The organism is Enterobacter sp. RHBSTW-00318, assembly GCF_014101375.1.
Taxonomy (GTDB): domain Bacteria; phylum Pseudomonadota; class Gammaproteobacteria; order Enterobacterales; family Enterobacteriaceae; genus Enterobacter; species Enterobacter ludwigii.
Genome location: NZ_JABXQH010000001.1, coordinates 1,845,861 through 1,859,950 on the forward strand (window position 1 = coordinate 1,845,861; position 14,090 = coordinate 1,859,950).

The window sequence follows — 14,090 nt, forward strand, 5'->3', positions numbered from 1 at the left end:
TTTTATCATAATACTTTGCGCACTGCTTCCCTATTTCAGGAGCAATTACGCTGGCGTTAAATGGAGGCAGACATCCGGGCCCACCGGACGAATCTCGCTAAATTTGAGTTGTGGTGCATCGCCAAGTTTTTCAAGACCCGGCAGCACAAACAGACCACGCGCATCGTTACCCAACAGTTTAGGTGCTACGTAGACAATCAGCTCATCCACCAGCCCGGCCTGCAGCAGCGCGCCGGCCAGCGTCGGCCCCGCTTCTACCCAGATACTGTTCACCTGTTGCTTACCAAGCAGCATCATCAGCACCACTAAGTCGAGGTGCCCGTTATGCTCTGGCACCATGATGCTGCGTACGCCTTGCGGCCATTCACGCGCATCGTCCTGCGTGCGTGCAATCCAGGTTTCGCCCGGCTGTTGCACGATGCGGTGCGCAGGCGTGATGCGATTCTGGCTATCGATGACAATACGCAGCGGCTGACGCAGGTTTTCCTGCGGGTAGCACGCCTGGGTATCGGCATTCAGTTCATCCCAGCGCACGGTCATGGCAGGATTATCAGCCAGAACCGTTTCACTGCTGGTGAGGATAGCATGGCTTTGCGCGCGCAGACGTTGCACATCGCGCCTTGCCTGCGCAGAGGTGATCCACTGGCTCTCGCCGTTCGCCATCGCCGTACGACCATCCAGTGAGGCCCCAAGCTTAAGCTGAATGTACGGGAACCCGGTGCGCATGCGCTTCAGGAAGCCTTTGTTGATCGCTTCTGCATCCTGCATCATCAGACCGTGACTGACATCAACTCCTTCCTGCTGCAGTCGATACAGGCCACGTCCGGCAACCTGCGGATTGGGATCCTGCATCGCCGCGACAACGCGCGCGACACCCGCCGCAATCAGTGCTTCGCAGCACGGCGGGGTACGGCCGTGGTGGCTGCAGGGTTCCAGCGTCACGTAGGCCGTTGCACCGCGCGCCTTTTCGCCGGCCATACGCAGGGCATGAACTTCGGCATGGGGCTCACCGGCACGGTAGTGAAACCCTTCGCCCACGATCTCGCCATCGTTGACAATGACGCACCCGACGTTAGGGTTGGGATGGGTGGTAAAACGACCGCGCTGCGCCAGCTTCATGGCTCGCGCCATGTAAATCTCATCCTGCATGAGCTTAATCCTGTAAGCGGGCGATCTCTTCGCCAAACTCTTTGATATCTTCGAAACTGCGGTACACAGAGGCGAAGCGGATATAGGCGACCTTATCGAGCTTTTTCAGTTGCTCCATCACCAGGTTGCCAATCATCTTGCTTGGCACCTCGCGCTCACCCAAACCACGAAGGTAAGATTTTATGTGGTTTAACGCCATTTCGACGTCATCTGCACTGACAGGGCGTTTTTCCAGCGCCTTGAGCATCCCGCTGCGCAGTTTCTCTTCGTTAAACGGCTCACGCACGTCGTTACTTTTTACCACGCGCGGCATTACCAGCTCTGCAACCTCAAAGGTCGTGAAACGCTCGTTGCACACCAGACATTGCCGGCGGCGGCGTACGGAAGACCCTTCGCCCACAAGGCGAGAGTCGATAACTTTGGTATCCACAGCGGAGCAGAATGGGCAATGCATACGGTATCCCTGTTATGTGGTTAACTGATTTTCATTTTACCCTGATCTGGCCTGACAACAAAGGAAGAGCTTTTTGAGACAAAGGATCTATGCCTGTTGATGCGATGCTGGCTACCATTACGGAGATCCGTTATTTCAAGGAAATAAACGCAATGACAAGACGTTACCTGAAAATATTGCTGGTGGGGAGTCTGTTTACCCTTAGCGCCTGTGCACAGCAAACCGAAGTCCGTCAAATGAAACAAAGCGTGAATACGCTCAATACCGCGATGGACAAACTGAACAAAGAAACCGTGAAGATCACCCAGCAAAACGCGCTGAATGCCAAATCCAGCAGTGGGGTTTATCTACTGCCCGGGTCTAACACCCCGGCGCGCCTTAACAGCCAGATTGGCACGCTGAAAATGTCGCTGGTAAACGTGGCGGCCAATGCGGATGGTACTCGCGCAACATTACGCATTCAGGGGGAATCCAACGATCCTCTGCCAGCCTTTAGCGGCACCGTCGAGTGGGGGCAGATTCAGGGCACCACAGAGAACTATCAGGAAGTGAACGTGAAGAGCCAGCTGTTCACCGCACCCGCCAGCGTGCTGGCCCCGAGCGATGTTGACATTCCGATCCAGCTGAACGGACTTACGCCGGATCAGTTAGGTTTCATCCGCATTCACGATATCCAGCCCGCCGCGCAGTAATCCCCTTTCAGCGGAGTGCAATGTCACTCCGCTAACATTTACAATCCGCAAAGATTGGCAACAGAAATCATTGCCGCTACAATCCCCGCCGTTTAAAGTACGCAAACGTGAACGCAATCGATTACGCGCGTGAGAGATATGTGAAACAACACATATTTTTGTGAGCAAGGATTCCTATAATAGGCTCCGCAGAAACACGAAATATTTAGAAACGCAATTCGCGCATTTTTCACTCCCGGAAGGGAATTTCAATCAGTGGCATGATTATGAAAAAAACATTACTCGCGGCTGGCGCCGTGCTGGCACTCTCCTCCACTTTCACTGTTAACGCAGCGGAAAACGATAAACCACAATACCTCTCCGACTGGTGGCACCAGAGCGTTAACGTGGTTGGCAGCTATCACACCCGTTTCGGACCACAGATCCGCAACGATACCTATCTGGAGTACGAAGCCTTCGCCAAGAAAGACTGGTTCGATTTCTACGGCTATATGGATGCACCGGTCTTCTTCGGCGGTAACACCGATGCGAAAGGTATCTGGAACCACGGTTCACCCCTGTTCATGGAGATCGAACCCCGCTTCTCCATTGATAAGCTGACGGGCACCAGCCTGGCGTTTGGTCCATTCAAAGAGTGGTACTTCGCGAACAACTACATCTACGACATGGGCCGTAACGCGTCCGGTCGTCAGAGCACCTGGTATATGGGTCTGGGTACCGACATCGACACCGGTCTGCCAATGAGCCTGTCCCTGAACGTCTATGCGAAATACCAGTGGCAGAACTACGGTGCCGCGAACGAAAACGAGTGGGATGGCTACCGTTTCAAAGTGAAATACTTTGTGCCAATTACCCAGCTGTGGGGCGGTAACCTGAGCTATATCGGTTTCACCAACTTTGACTGGGGTTCAGACCTGGGCGACAACGACTTCCGTGACCTGAACGGTAAGAAAGCGCGTACCAACGACTCCATCGCCTCCAGCCACATCCTGGCGCTGAACTACGATCACTGGCACTACTCCGTTGTTGCGCGTTACTGGCATAACGGCGGTCAGTGGAACGATGACGCAAGCCTGAACTTCGGCAATGGCGACTTCAGCGTACGTTCTACCGGCTGGGGTGGTTACCTGGTTGTCGGTTACAACTTCTGATGTGAAAGAAGGCAAAAACGGACAAAGCCAGCTGATATGCTGGCTTTTTTATTGCTTCACCTTACGCAGAAAATCCGCCAGCGATCGCTCCGCGCTTTCGCTAAAACGCCTCTGCGTGAGCGTAATATTCAGACACCTGTCGAGCCGGAAGCAGCGGTAGTCATCACGCCGTTCACACCACGCGGCCAGCAGCCAATGCTCTCCCCAGAAGAACAGCCCCAGCGGCTGAATGTCGCGCCATGTCAGATGCCCGGCTTCATCACGATAATGCAGCGCCAGTACGCACTGGGCAGAAATAGCCTGATGAATAACATCAAAGTCGCTGCGCGAATGCGGCTGAAGCGCAATATCCGGCGCATATATCCGCGTCTGCTCCGCCTTACGTCGGCTCTCCTCGGGCAGGATCGCCAGCACCTTCTCCTGCGCCGACTCAAGCTCACGCGAGAGCGAGTCGCCCCCCCAGGTTTTCAGCAGACGGATGGCGACCATCAGCGCTTCAGATTCTTTGTTCGTCAGCATTAGCGGAGGTAAGTCAAAACCCGACATCAGCCGATAGCCGCTTCCCGCCTCCCCTTCCACCGGCACGCCGGAAAGCGACAGGTCGCGGATATCACGGTATACGGTCCGTTCCGATACGCTCAACCTGTCCGCCAGATGCGCTGCCGTTGTCAGACGCCTGCCTCTCAGGATCTGCACAATCTGAAACAAACGGTCAGCGCGTCGGGTCATATCGTATTCAGCTCTCAGGCAGGTTGATGGAGGCCGACGCGATTACCTTCGCTGTCGGTAAACAAGGCTATGGTGCCAATGCCACGCGGCAATTCCAGCGGGCCAAACACGCACTCGCCACCCGCAGACGCGATGCGATCGAGCGTTGCCGCCAGGTTGTCAGTATGCAGGTAAATAATAGCGCCCTGTACGGACGGTGTAATGCCCTCAAATTTTGCCAGCGCGCCGCCGGTGGCCGGATCGTCATGCGGGAAAACGGCTAGCTCAGCCACATCCATTTTCTCTCGTCTCAGCTGTACCTGCATCACGGGCTCATAAAATTTGATAGCGCGATCCATATCGGCGACCGGAATTTCAAACCAGTTAATCACACTTTTCATACATCCTCCTGCCTGTTGTTTGGGTTCGAAAAGAGTCTACGACAGGGCTCCTGACAGCATACTGTCAGGAGTGTTTGGCAGGAGCAGATAAAAAAAATCCCGGTCAACAGACCGGGATTTCGGGAACGAACGACACGTCGTCTTACGGCAGAATAGACGGCTGATCCGCCCCTTCTTTCTCGACTTTCTGCTGGAGCAGGTGTTCGCGCTTCATGCCAAGTTTCAGTGCCAGTGCGGAGGCGACGTAGATAGACGAAGCCGTACCGATAGAGACACCGATCAGCATGGTCAGCGAGAAGCCTTCCAGTACCGGGCCACCGAAGAGGAACAGCATCAGGATCACCATCAAGGTGGTTCCGGATGTGATCAACGTACGGTGCAGCGTCTGTGTCAACGACACGTTAAAGATTTCGTACGGCGTACCGCGACGGATCTTACGGAAGTTTTCACGAATACGGTCAGATACCACGATACTGTCGTTCAGTGAGTAACCGATAACGGACATCAGGGATGCCACGATTGTCAGGTCAATCTCAATGTGGAACAGAGACAGTATGCCCATGGTGATCACCACGTCGTGCGCCAGGGCGATAACCACACCCGCCGCCAGTCGCCACTCAAAGCGGAAACCGACGTACACCAGAATGGAGATCAGAGCCACCAGCAGCGCCATCGCACCGGTTTGCGCCAGGTCAGCACCTACGCTTGGCCCGACGAACTCGATACGCTTAACCGTCGCATTCTGGTTGGTTGTTTCGTTAACCACGTTAACAACCTTGCTGCCCAGCTCCTGGCTGCCGTTCGCATCGTGCACCGGCGGCATACGCACCATGATGTCACGGCTGCTGCCGAAGTTCTGCAGCAACGGCTCTTCAAAGCCCGCTTTCTGCAGAGACTGGCGCATCTGGTCCATATCGACCGGTTTTTCCAGGGAGATCTCAATTACCGTACCACCGGTGAAATCAAGCCCCCAGTTAAAGCCTTTCACGCCCATCACGATAAGGGAGAGGATCAGCAGTAAACCTGAAATGCCGAAAGCCCAGTAGTCCCAGCGCATAAAGTCCCAGACTTTACGGCCGTGGTTCAATTGTTCAACAGTATATTCCTGTGCCACAACGCACTCCTCAGATAGACAGCTTTTTGACGCGCTTGCCGCCATACAGCAGGTTCACGATGGCACGGGTGCCGACAATAGCGGTAAACATTGACGTTGCAACACCGATACCGGTGGTGATCGCAAAGCCTTTGATAGCGCCAGTCCCCACTGCATACAGGATAAGAACCTTAATCAGTGTTGTTACGTTCGCATCGAAGATGGAGCTGAATGCCCCTTTGTAGCCTTCGTCAATCGCCTGCTGAACAGAGCGACCGTTGCTTAACTCTTCTTTGATACGTTCGTTTATCAGTACGTTGGCGTCGACCGCCACCGCAAGGGTTAAGACGATACCGGCAATCCCCGGCATGGTCAGCGTCGCCCCCGGCAGCAGAGACATGATGCCGATAATCAGCACCAGGTTCGCAACCAGTGCGCTTGTCGCAATCAGACCAAACTTCTTATAGAAGAAGATCATGAAGAGGATGGAGACCACCAGACCGGCCAGACACGCTTCCAGACCCTGCTTGATGTTTTGCATCCCCAGCGTTGGACCAATGGTACGTTCTTCAACAATCTGAATCGGTGCAATCAGCGCACCGGCACGCAGCAGCAGCGAAAGCTGACGCGCTTCGTTCGGGTTGTTGATACCGGTGATGCGGAAGCTGTTACCCAGACGAGACTGGATGTTGGCGATGTTAATCACCTCTTCCTCTTTCACCAGCACCGCGCGGCCGTTTGCGTCTTTCTTACCGCTGTCTTTGTACTCCACAAACAGGGTCGCCATCGGTTTACCGATGTTGTCCTTGGTGAAGTTAGACATGATGTTACCACCCGCGCTATCCAGCGAGATGTTAACCTGCGGCTGGTTGTATTCGTCCTGGCTGGATGTGGAGTCGGTGATGTGGTCACCGGTCAGGATCACGCGTTTGTACAGCACAACTGGCTGACCTTCGCGGGTCTGTTTCACTTCCGAATCGCCCGGAATACGGCCAGCGGCGGCAGCGGACTGATCGACGTTGGAGTTAACCAGACGGAATTCCAGCGTGGCAGTTGCTCCCAGAATCTCTTTCGCACGTGCCGTGTCCTGAATCCCCGGGAGTTCCACCACGATACGGTCAGCCCCCTGACGCTGTACCAGTGGCTCAGCAACACCCAGCTGGTTTACACGGTTACGCAGAATATTGATGTTCTGCTGAACGGCGTATTCACGGGCTTCTTTCAGGCGAGCATCGGTCATCACCGCGCGCAGCTGGTTGCTGCCCTGAGAGGTGATCACGAGGTCACGGTGACGTTGAGTCAGGTAATCTACAGCCTGATCGCGCGCCGCGCTGTCGCGGAACGTGATGCTCATACCGTAGTTATCTTCTTTACGAACGGTAGTGTAAGCGATGCCTTTTTCGCGCAGATCGCTGCGCAGGCTGTCGATGTTTTGTTCCTGCAGTTTGCCGAGCGCGGTATCCATATCCACTTCCATCAGGAAGTGAACACCGCCACGCAGGTCAAGACCGAGTTTCATTGGCTCTGCATTCAACGCAGCCAGCCAACGCGGGGTTGCAGGAGCAAGGTTAAGCGCCACGACGTATTTATCACCCAGCACGCCCATCAGCACTTCGCGAGCGCGGAGCTGCGTGTCGGTGGTGTCGAAGCGAGCAAGAATTGCGCCCTCTTCCAGAACCACAGACTTAGCGGTAATTTTTTCTTCTTGTAACGATTTCTGGACCTGGATCAGCGTTTGCTCACTGGCGGCGACACCGCGCGCGCCAGTGATTTGAACAGCCGGATCCTCACCATACAGGTTGGGAAGCGCGTACAGCAGGCCGACGAGAATCACGGCGACCAGCATGATGTACTTCCACAAAGGATAACGGTTTAACACGGCAGTTCCCTTTGGGAAAAGTTGGGATTACAGCGCCTTCATGGTGCCTTTCGGCAGAACGGCAGCTACGAAGTCACGTTTGATAACCACTTCAGTGGTGTCGTTCAGGGCAATAGCAATGTAGCCACTTTCAGCCACTTTGGTTACGCGACCGACCAGACCACCGTTGGTCAGCACTTCATCACCTTTGGCAATGGAGTCCATCAGCTTTTTGTGCTCTTTGGTACGCTTCTGCTGTGGGCGCAGGATCATGAAGTAGAAGATCAGACCGAACACAACCAGCATCAGAATCAGAGACATCGGGCTGCCCTGCGCCGGAGCACCTGTTGCCGCTACCGCATCAGAAATAAAAAAGCTCATTCAAATTCCCTCATTATTAAAATTAATCAACGTTCAAAGGTGGAACGGTTCGACCCTGACGTTGGTAAAAATCGGTCACGAAGCTCTCTAATTTACCCTCTTCAATAGCCTTGCGTAAACCAGCCATTAAGCGCTGATAATAACGAAGATTATGAATGGTATTGAGACGCGCGCCCAAAATCTCATTGCAACGATCAAGATGATGCAGGTACGCGCGAGAATAATTGCGACAGGTGTAGCAATCGCACTCGGAATCGAGCGGGCTGGTGTCACTCTTATGCTTCGCGTTACGGATTTTCACCACGCCATCGGTCACAAACAGATGACCGTTACGCGCGTTGCGGGTTGGCATAACGCAGTCGAACATATCAATGCCGCGGCGCACACCTTCAACCAGGTCCTCAGGTTTACCCACACCCATCAGGTAACGGGGTTTATCTGCCGGGATTTGTGGGCAGACATGTTCCAGAATGCGATGCATGTCTTCCTTCGGTTCACCCACAGCCAAACCGCCGACAGCGTAGCCATCAAAACCTATCTCTACCAGACCTTTAACAGAGATATCGCGTAAATCTTCGTAAACGCTGCCCTGGATAATACCGAACAGCGCATTTTTGTTCTGCAGGGAGTCAAAGCGGTGACGGCTACGCTTCGCCCAGCGCAACGACATCTCCATGGAGCGTTTCGCGTAATCCCAGTCGGCCGGGTATGGCGTACATTCGTCGAAGATCATCACGATATCAGAGCCGAGATCGTACTGAATCTCCATAGACTTTTCAGGATCGAGGAAAATCGGATCGCCGTTGATCGGGTTACGGAAGTGTACGCCCTGCTCGGTGATCTTACGGATGTCGCCCAGGCTGAAGACCTGGAAACCACCGGAGTCGGTCAGGATCGGGCCTTTCCACTGCATGAAGTCATGCAAATCGCCGTGCAGCTTCATGATCTCCTGACCAGGACGCAGCCACAGGTGGAAGGTATTGCCGAGGATAATCTGTGCGCCAGTGGCTTCCACTTCTTCCGGCGTCATCCCTTTTACGGTGCCGTAGGTGCCCACAGGCATAAACGCGGGGGTTTCCACCACGCCGCGATCAAACACCAGGCGGCCGCGACGTGCGCGACCATCGGTGGTATCGAGTTCAAATTTCATTTTTTCTCCGACGTCAGAAAAACAGTCCAACGTTGTAAAACGGTGCCGCGGACTTATTCCCCGACACGCTCATTCAAAGCCTGCGGATTGTACGTGATAAACATCGCGTCCCCGTAGCTAAAAAAGCGATATTTTTGTTCTACCGCAGACTTGTACGCCGCCATGGTGTGCTGATAACCCGCAAAAGCGGACACCAGCATAATCAGCGTTGATTCAGGCAGATGGAAGTTGGTTACCAGGGCATCAATCACGTTGTACTGATAGCCCGGGTAGATAAAGATCTGCGTATCGCCAAAGAAAGGCTCAATCAGGTCATTTTTGGCGGCCTGCGCGGCGCTCTCAAGGGAGCGTACCGACGTAGTGCCCACTGCCACAACGCGGTTACCGCGTGCTTTGGCGGCCAGAACGGCATCTACCACCTCTTGCGGCACTTCGGCATATTCGGAGTGCATGATGTGGTCTTCGATGCTGTCCACACGCACCGGCTGGAACGTACCCGCACCGACATGCAGGGTCACGAAGGCCATCTCGATGCCTTTCGCGCGCAATTTTTCCAGCAGCGGTTCATCAAAATGCAGGCCCGCCGTCGGCGCGGCGACCGCGCCAGGTTTCTGGCTATAGACGGTCTGGTACAGTTCGCGGTCAGCCTCTTCGTCCGGGCGCTCGATGTAAGGGGGCAGCGGCATATGGCCGATCGCATTCAGGATGTCGAGCACCGTGCGCTCGTCATTGAACGCCACCTCAAACAGCGCATCGTGACGCGCGGTCATGGTTGCACGGATGCTCTCATCATCGCCAAGCAGCAGCTCAGCACCCGGCTTCGGCGCTTTAGAGGCGCGAATATGTGCCAGAATACGTTTATCATCAAGCATACGTTCGACCAGTACTTCAATCTTGCCGCCGCTGGCTTTACGGCCAAACAGACGCGCCGGGATCACGCGGGTATTGTTAAAGACCAGCAGATCGCCAGGGTTGAGCTTGTCGAGCAAATCGGTGAAAGTACCGTGCGTCAGCTCGCCCGTCGGCCCATCCAGTGACAGCAAACGACAGCTACTGCGCTCAGGCATTGGGTAGTGAGCAATCAGGGATTCAGGTAGTTCAAAGGAGAAATCGGCGACGCGCATGACGTATACTCGTGACTTAAAAACAGGCGGCATAGTCTAGTGCTCACACCCTTTTGCTGCAACAACTAGCCGCCCCTGGACAAATAAAACGCATGAATTTTCTCGCTCACCTGCATCTTGCTCATCTCGCTGACAGCTCTCTTTCCGGCAATCTGCTGGCCGATTTCGTGCGCGGTAATCCCGCCGACGCGTACTCCGCAGAGGTTGTCGACGGGATTTTTATGCATCGCCGTATCGACGTACTGACCGATAACCTGCCGGAAGTCCAGGAAGCCAAAGCGTGGTTCCGCCCTGAAACGCGGCGCGTCGCACCGATCACGCTCGATGTAATGTGGGACCATTTCCTCTCGCGGCACTGGGAAACACTCTCTCCTGAGATGCCCCTAAACGCGTTCGTGCACTATGCCCACCAGCAGGTGTCCATTATTTTGCCGGATTCGCCGCCGCGCTTTGTGAATCTGAATAACTATCTCTGGTCAGAACGCTGGCTTGAGCGCTATCGCGAGATGGACTTTATACAGAATGTGTTAAACGGGATGGCGAGTCGCCGACCGCGACTCGACGCGCTGCGCGACTCCTGGCATGACCTGGACACCCACTACGAGGCGCTGGAGACGCGGTTCTGGCAGTTCTACCCGCGTATGATGACCCAGGCGAAAAACAAACAGCTATAACAGAAATGCCATTGATAGGTGAAAGCTTGCTGAACGATTGTTAGCGCCTCTTTGTCTTATCAATGAACACTCTCTATACTGGGCGGCGTTGCGTTCCAAATAACCTTAGTATCTACAGGAGAATCACATGGTTCTGGTAACTCGTCCGGCTCCGGATTTTACAGCTGCAGCAGTTCTGGGCAACGGTGAAATCGTTGAAAACTTCAACTTCAAACAGCACACCAACGGTAAAGCGACCGTTCTGTTCTTCTGGCCAATGGACTTCACTTTCGTTTGCCCGTCTGAGCTGATCGCATTCGACAAACGTTACGAAGAATTCCAGAAGCGTGGCGTAGAAGTTGTAGGCGTCTCCTTCGACTCTGAATTTGTACACAACGCATGGCGTAACACCCCTGTCGACAAAGGCGGCATCGGTGCGGTGAAATACGCAATGGTTGCGGACATCAAACGCGAAATCCAGCAGGCTTACGGTATCGAACATCCGGACGCTGGCGTTGCACTGCGCGGTTCTTTCCTGATCGACGCAAACGGCATCGTTCGTCACCAGGTTGTTAACGATCTGCCACTGGGTCGTAACATCGACGAAATGCTGCGCATGGTTGACGCGCTGCAGTTCCACGAAGAGCACGGTGAAGTGTGCCCGGCTCAGTGGGAAAAAGGTAAAGAAGGTATGAACGCGTCTCCGGACGGCGTTGCTAAATACCTGTCTGAGAACGTATCCAGCCTGTAATCGGCACGGTTTACGGAAAAGGCCCGCATCAGCGGGCCTTTTTGTTTTGTACGATCTCGCTCTTCACACGTTAAAACGCGAAGCACGAACACCCCAGAACGCCCCAGAATGCCTGGTCATCAGATACCGGGATATCCGATTGCCGCGCAATACCGTGCGCATGGCCATGCACTCCGCAGCTACCAATGCACTGGTGCATCTGTACCACCGCCCCCACTTTGCTGGCTGCAGGCGGCGCAGAGCGGTAATGCCCCGGGACTTTCACGACCGGTGACCACGACGGCACAACCGGGATCGGCGGCGGTGACAGCGGACTGAAATGACCGGCGGCATACACGACCTTGCCGTCCACAACGGTCAGCACCGATTCAATGCCCTTGATCTCCTCTTCCGTCACGCTGAAGTAATCTTTCGACAGCACCACCAGGTCCGCAAGCTGCCCTTCAACCAGACGGCCTTTTTTACCCTGCTCGCTGGAAAACCACGCGCTGCCTGCGGTCCACAGCTCCAGCGCTACCTCACGCGGCAGGCGGTTATTGTCGTCATACATCGCCAGGCCGCCGACGGTTCGCCCGGAGACCAGCCAGTAGAGCGCCGTCCACGGGTTATAGCTCGCCACACGGGTTGCGTCGGTTCCTAACCCAACCGGCACGTCCAGTTCCAGCATTTTCGCCACCGGCGGCGTATGTTTTACCGCCTCTTTGCCGTAGCGGTCGACGAAATATTCGCCCTGGAACGCCATACGGTGCTGCACCGCAATACCGCCCCCCAACGCTTTGACGCGCTCGATATTACGCTCGGTAATGGTCTCCGCATGGTCAAAGAACCAGTGCAGCCCGTTAAACGGAATCTCACGGTTCACCTTCTCAAAGACATCCAGCATCCGGCTGATGGATTCGTCATAGGTGGCATGCAGCCGGAACGGCCAGCGGTTTTCCACCAGGTGGCGCACCACGCGTTCCAGCTCGTCTTCCATCCCTTGCGGCAGATCCGGGCGCGGCTGGAGGAAATCTTCAAAATCCGCCGCCGAGAAGACCAGCATCTCTCCTGCCCCGTTCGCACGATAAAAGTCTGTGCCCTGCCCCGGTTCGAGCATATCGGTCCAGCGCTCAAAATCCTCCAGCTCCTGTTTAGGGCGCTGGGTGAAGAGGTTGTAGGCAATACGCACCGTCATCTGCTCTTTGGCGTGCAGTTCGGCAATCACCTCGTAATCTTCCGGGTAGTTCTGGAAGCCGCCGCCGGCATCAATGGCGCTGGTCAGCCCCAGACGGTTAAGCTCACGCATAAACTGGCGCGTGGAGTTAACCTGCAGCTCAATGGGGAGTTTCGGTCCTTTTGCCAGCGTGGCGTAGAGGATCATCGCGTTAGGTTTAGCGATCAGCAGCCCGGTCGGGTTGCCGTGGTTATCACGCACAATCTCCCCACCCGGCGGGTTTGGCGTCTCTTTGGTGTAGCCGACAGCTTTCAACGCGGCGCGGTTAAGCAGGGCGCGATCGTAGAGGTGCAGGACAAACACCGGCGTATCCGGTGCCGCCTCGTTAAGCTCTTCGATGGTCGGCATCCGGCGTTCGGCGAACTGAAACTCGCTCCAGCCGCCCACCACCCGAACCCACTGAGGTGAAGGTGTACGATCGGCCTGATCTTTCAACATCCTTAGCGCATCCGCCAGCGACGGTACGCCTTCCCAGCGCAGCTCGAGGTTGTAGTTCAGCCCGCCGCGGATCAGGTGCAGGTGCGAATCGTTAAGCCCGGGGATCACCGTACTCCCCTTCAGATCGACAATCTGCGTTCCCTGCGTCGCATAGCTCATAATGCGATCGTGGTTGCCCGTCGCCAGGATCTTGCCGTTAGCAATAGCCACCGCTTCCGTGAGCGGGTTTTCGCGATCGAGGGTATGGATCTTACCTTTGGTTAAGATCAGTGTGGCAGTTTGAGACATAACGTACTCCTTTCAGCCGAATCAGGCTTTTTTGAGCCATCCGGCAAACAGACGGGTCACGATGGGCATCCACAGCCAGACCACCAGCGCGACCACACAGGCATCGTTAATCAGATGCAGCAACAACGTACCTTTCAGGCCAGGAAGCAACGCACCGGTCACCAGCGGCACCAGGTTGGTACTGGGGAAGATAACCAGCAGGGTAATGAGAAACTGTTTCCACTGTTTAGGCTTACGCACATGAGGCTCCGGTGGGGTAAACCAGAACGCCGCCTCGGTACGTACTTCGGTTTTATCGCCTTCCGCCAGCAGCGGTTCAATCTCTTTTACCAGCGCATTACGGGTATCGGACTGGGTCCACGCAGAGAGGTGTTCGAGGGTGTCGAAACGGATTATCACCGTCCACAGATGTTGTCCGTCGGTCGGGCGGATGACGTTCGCGCCAAGATGCCCCGGAAATTCCGCCGCGATGGGCATGATCTTACCCAGCCACTGTTCGTATCGCTCAGCCTGACCCGGCAGCAAGGTGTGGGTGATCACCAGCGTGACATGCGATGTGTGCGCCATAATAGTTTCCTGGTCATTA

The 14,090-nt window shown here is 55.1% G+C and carries 15 protein-coding genes; 4 read left to right on the plus strand and 11 right to left on the minus strand.

Features of this window, described 5'->3' with window-relative positions; translation table 11 throughout:
• Positions 1–45: 45 nt before the first annotated feature.
• Both ribD and nrdR read right to left on the minus strand, forming a co-directional pair.
• The gene (gene ribD, locus HV157_RS09350; RefSeq protein ID WP_020885222.1) at positions 46–1,149 is read right to left on the minus strand and encodes a bifunctional diaminohydroxyphosphoribosylaminopyrimidine deaminase/5-amino-6-(5-phosphoribosylamino)uracil reductase RibD; all 1,104 of its coding nucleotides are present in this window, start codon (positions 1,147–1,149) and stop codon (positions 46–48) included.
• Between the two features lie 4 nt (positions 1,150–1,153).
• The gene (gene nrdR, locus HV157_RS09355) at positions 1,154–1,603 is read right to left on the minus strand and encodes a transcriptional regulator NrdR (RefSeq protein ID WP_008503337.1); all 450 of its coding nucleotides are present in this window, start codon (positions 1,601–1,603) and stop codon (positions 1,154–1,156) included.
• A 152-nt stretch (positions 1,604–1,755) separates the two neighbouring features.
• Here nrdR and HV157_RS09360 point away from each other — a divergent pair, with 152 nt between their 5' ends.
• Together HV157_RS09360 and HV157_RS09365 are read left to right on the plus strand one after the other, a co-directional pair.
• Positions 1,756–2,295, plus strand: a complete 540-nt coding sequence (locus HV157_RS09360; protein ID WP_025204974.1) for a DUF3251 domain-containing protein — start codon at positions 1,756–1,758, stop codon at positions 2,293–2,295.
• 266 nt (positions 2,296–2,561) lie between these two features.
• Entirely contained in the window at positions 2,562–3,446 is an 885-nt protein-coding gene (locus HV157_RS09365) for a nucleoside-specific channel-forming protein Tsx (RefSeq protein ID WP_025204975.1), read from the plus strand.
• A 48-nt stretch (positions 3,447–3,494) separates the two neighbouring features.
• On the opposite strand, the gene HV157_RS09370 is transcribed toward HV157_RS09365, so the two are convergent.
• The 7 genes from HV157_RS09370 to queA all read right to left on the minus strand — a co-directional run bounded on the left by HV157_RS09370 (position 3,495) and on the right by queA (position 10,161).
• Positions 3,495–4,175, minus strand: coding sequence for a YafY family protein (locus HV157_RS09370; RefSeq protein ID WP_014168847.1), 681 nt, complete (start codon positions 4,173–4,175; stop codon positions 3,495–3,497).
• 14 nt (positions 4,176–4,189) lie between these two features.
• Positions 4,190–4,555: a VOC family protein gene (locus HV157_RS09375; protein ID WP_020885224.1), complete on the minus strand. Its 366-nt coding sequence runs from the start codon at positions 4,553–4,555 to the stop codon at positions 4,190–4,192.
• A gap of 142 nt (positions 4,556–4,697) precedes the next feature.
• Complete coding sequence (gene secF / locus HV157_RS09380) at positions 4,698–5,669, minus strand: protein translocase subunit SecF (RefSeq protein WP_113656521.1); 972 nt, start codon at positions 5,667–5,669, stop codon at positions 4,698–4,700.
• A gap of 10 nt (positions 5,670–5,679) precedes the next feature.
• A complete protein-coding gene (gene secD / locus HV157_RS09385) occupies positions 5,680–7,527 on the minus strand; it encodes a protein translocase subunit SecD (RefSeq protein WP_182268253.1) in 1,848 nt (615 codons plus the stop codon).
• 27 nt (positions 7,528–7,554) lie between these two features.
• Positions 7,555–7,887 (minus strand): preprotein translocase subunit YajC, encoded by a 333-nt coding sequence (gene yajC, locus HV157_RS09390; protein ID WP_000007630.1) that lies wholly within the window; start codon positions 7,885–7,887, stop codon positions 7,555–7,557.
• A 22-nt stretch (positions 7,888–7,909) separates the two neighbouring features.
• Positions 7,910–9,037, minus strand: coding sequence for a tRNA guanosine(34) transglycosylase Tgt (tgt, locus tag HV157_RS09395; protein WP_121340287.1), 1,128 nt, complete (start codon positions 9,035–9,037; stop codon positions 7,910–7,912).
• A 53-nt stretch (positions 9,038–9,090) separates the two neighbouring features.
• Entirely contained in the window at positions 9,091–10,161 is a 1,071-nt protein-coding gene (gene queA / locus HV157_RS09400; protein WP_032677507.1) for a tRNA preQ1(34) S-adenosylmethionine ribosyltransferase-isomerase QueA, read from the minus strand.
• 92 nt (positions 10,162–10,253) lie between these two features.
• Between queA and acpH the strand changes: the two genes are divergently transcribed.
• Together acpH and HV157_RS09410 are read left to right on the plus strand one after the other, a co-directional pair.
• Positions 10,254–10,835, plus strand: coding sequence for an ACP phosphodiesterase (acpH, locus tag HV157_RS09405; protein ID WP_047355638.1), 582 nt, complete (start codon positions 10,254–10,256; stop codon positions 10,833–10,835).
• Between the two features lie 127 nt (positions 10,836–10,962).
• Positions 10,963–11,565, plus strand: a complete 603-nt coding sequence (locus HV157_RS09410; RefSeq protein WP_014168840.1) for a peroxiredoxin — start codon at positions 10,963–10,965, stop codon at positions 11,563–11,565.
• A 70-nt stretch (positions 11,566–11,635) separates the two neighbouring features.
• On the opposite strand, the gene HV157_RS09415 is transcribed toward HV157_RS09410, so the two are convergent.
• Together HV157_RS09415 and HV157_RS09420 are read right to left on the minus strand one after the other, a co-directional pair.
• Entirely contained in the window at positions 11,636–13,504 is a 1,869-nt protein-coding gene (locus tag HV157_RS09415; protein WP_182268252.1) for an amidohydrolase, read from the minus strand.
• A gap of 21 nt (positions 13,505–13,525) precedes the next feature.
• Positions 13,526–14,071 (minus strand): antibiotic biosynthesis monooxygenase, encoded by a 546-nt coding sequence (locus HV157_RS09420; RefSeq protein ID WP_014168838.1) that lies wholly within the window; start codon positions 14,069–14,071, stop codon positions 13,526–13,528.
• Positions 14,072–14,090 lie beyond the last annotated feature (19 nt).

Excerpts from the sequence above, each read along its gene's own strand:
- ribD (WP_020885222.1), bottom strand. The coding sequence starts at position 1,149 with ATGCAGGATGAGATTTACATGGCGCGAGCCATGAAGCTGGCGCAGCGC.
- nrdR (WP_008503337.1), bottom strand. The coding sequence starts at position 1,603 with ATGCATTGCCCATTCTGCTCCGCTGTGGATACCAAAGTTATCGACTCT.
- HV157_RS09360 (WP_025204974.1), top strand. The coding sequence starts at position 1,756 with ATGACAAGACGTTACCTGAAAATATTGCTGGTGGGGAGTCTGTTTACC.
- HV157_RS09365 (WP_025204975.1), top strand. The coding sequence starts at position 2,562 with ATGAAAAAAACATTACTCGCGGCTGGCGCCGTGCTGGCACTCTCCTCC.
- HV157_RS09370 (WP_014168847.1), bottom strand. The coding sequence starts at position 4,175 with ATGACCCGACGCGCTGACCGTTTGTTTCAGATTGTGCAGATCCTGAGA.
- HV157_RS09375 (WP_020885224.1), bottom strand. The coding sequence starts at position 4,555 with ATGAAAAGTGTGATTAACTGGTTTGAAATTCCGGTCGCCGATATGGAT.
- yajC (WP_000007630.1), bottom strand. The coding sequence starts at position 7,887 with ATGAGCTTTTTTATTTCTGATGCGGTAGCGGCAACAGGTGCTCCGGCG.
- tgt (WP_121340287.1), bottom strand. The coding sequence starts at position 9,037 with ATGAAATTTGAACTCGATACCACCGATGGTCGCGCACGTCGCGGCCGC.
- queA (WP_032677507.1), bottom strand. The coding sequence starts at position 10,161 with ATGCGCGTCGCCGATTTCTCCTTTGAACTACCTGAATCCCTGATTGCT.
- acpH (WP_047355638.1), top strand. The coding sequence starts at position 10,254 with ATGAATTTTCTCGCTCACCTGCATCTTGCTCATCTCGCTGACAGCTCT.
- HV157_RS09410 (WP_014168840.1), top strand. The coding sequence starts at position 10,963 with ATGGTTCTGGTAACTCGTCCGGCTCCGGATTTTACAGCTGCAGCAGTT.
- HV157_RS09415 (WP_182268252.1), bottom strand. The coding sequence starts at position 13,504 with ATGTCTCAAACTGCCACACTGATCTTAACCAAAGGTAAGATCCATACC.
- HV157_RS09420 (WP_014168838.1), bottom strand. The coding sequence starts at position 14,071 with ATGGCGCACACATCGCATGTCACGCTGGTGATCACCCACACCTTGCTG.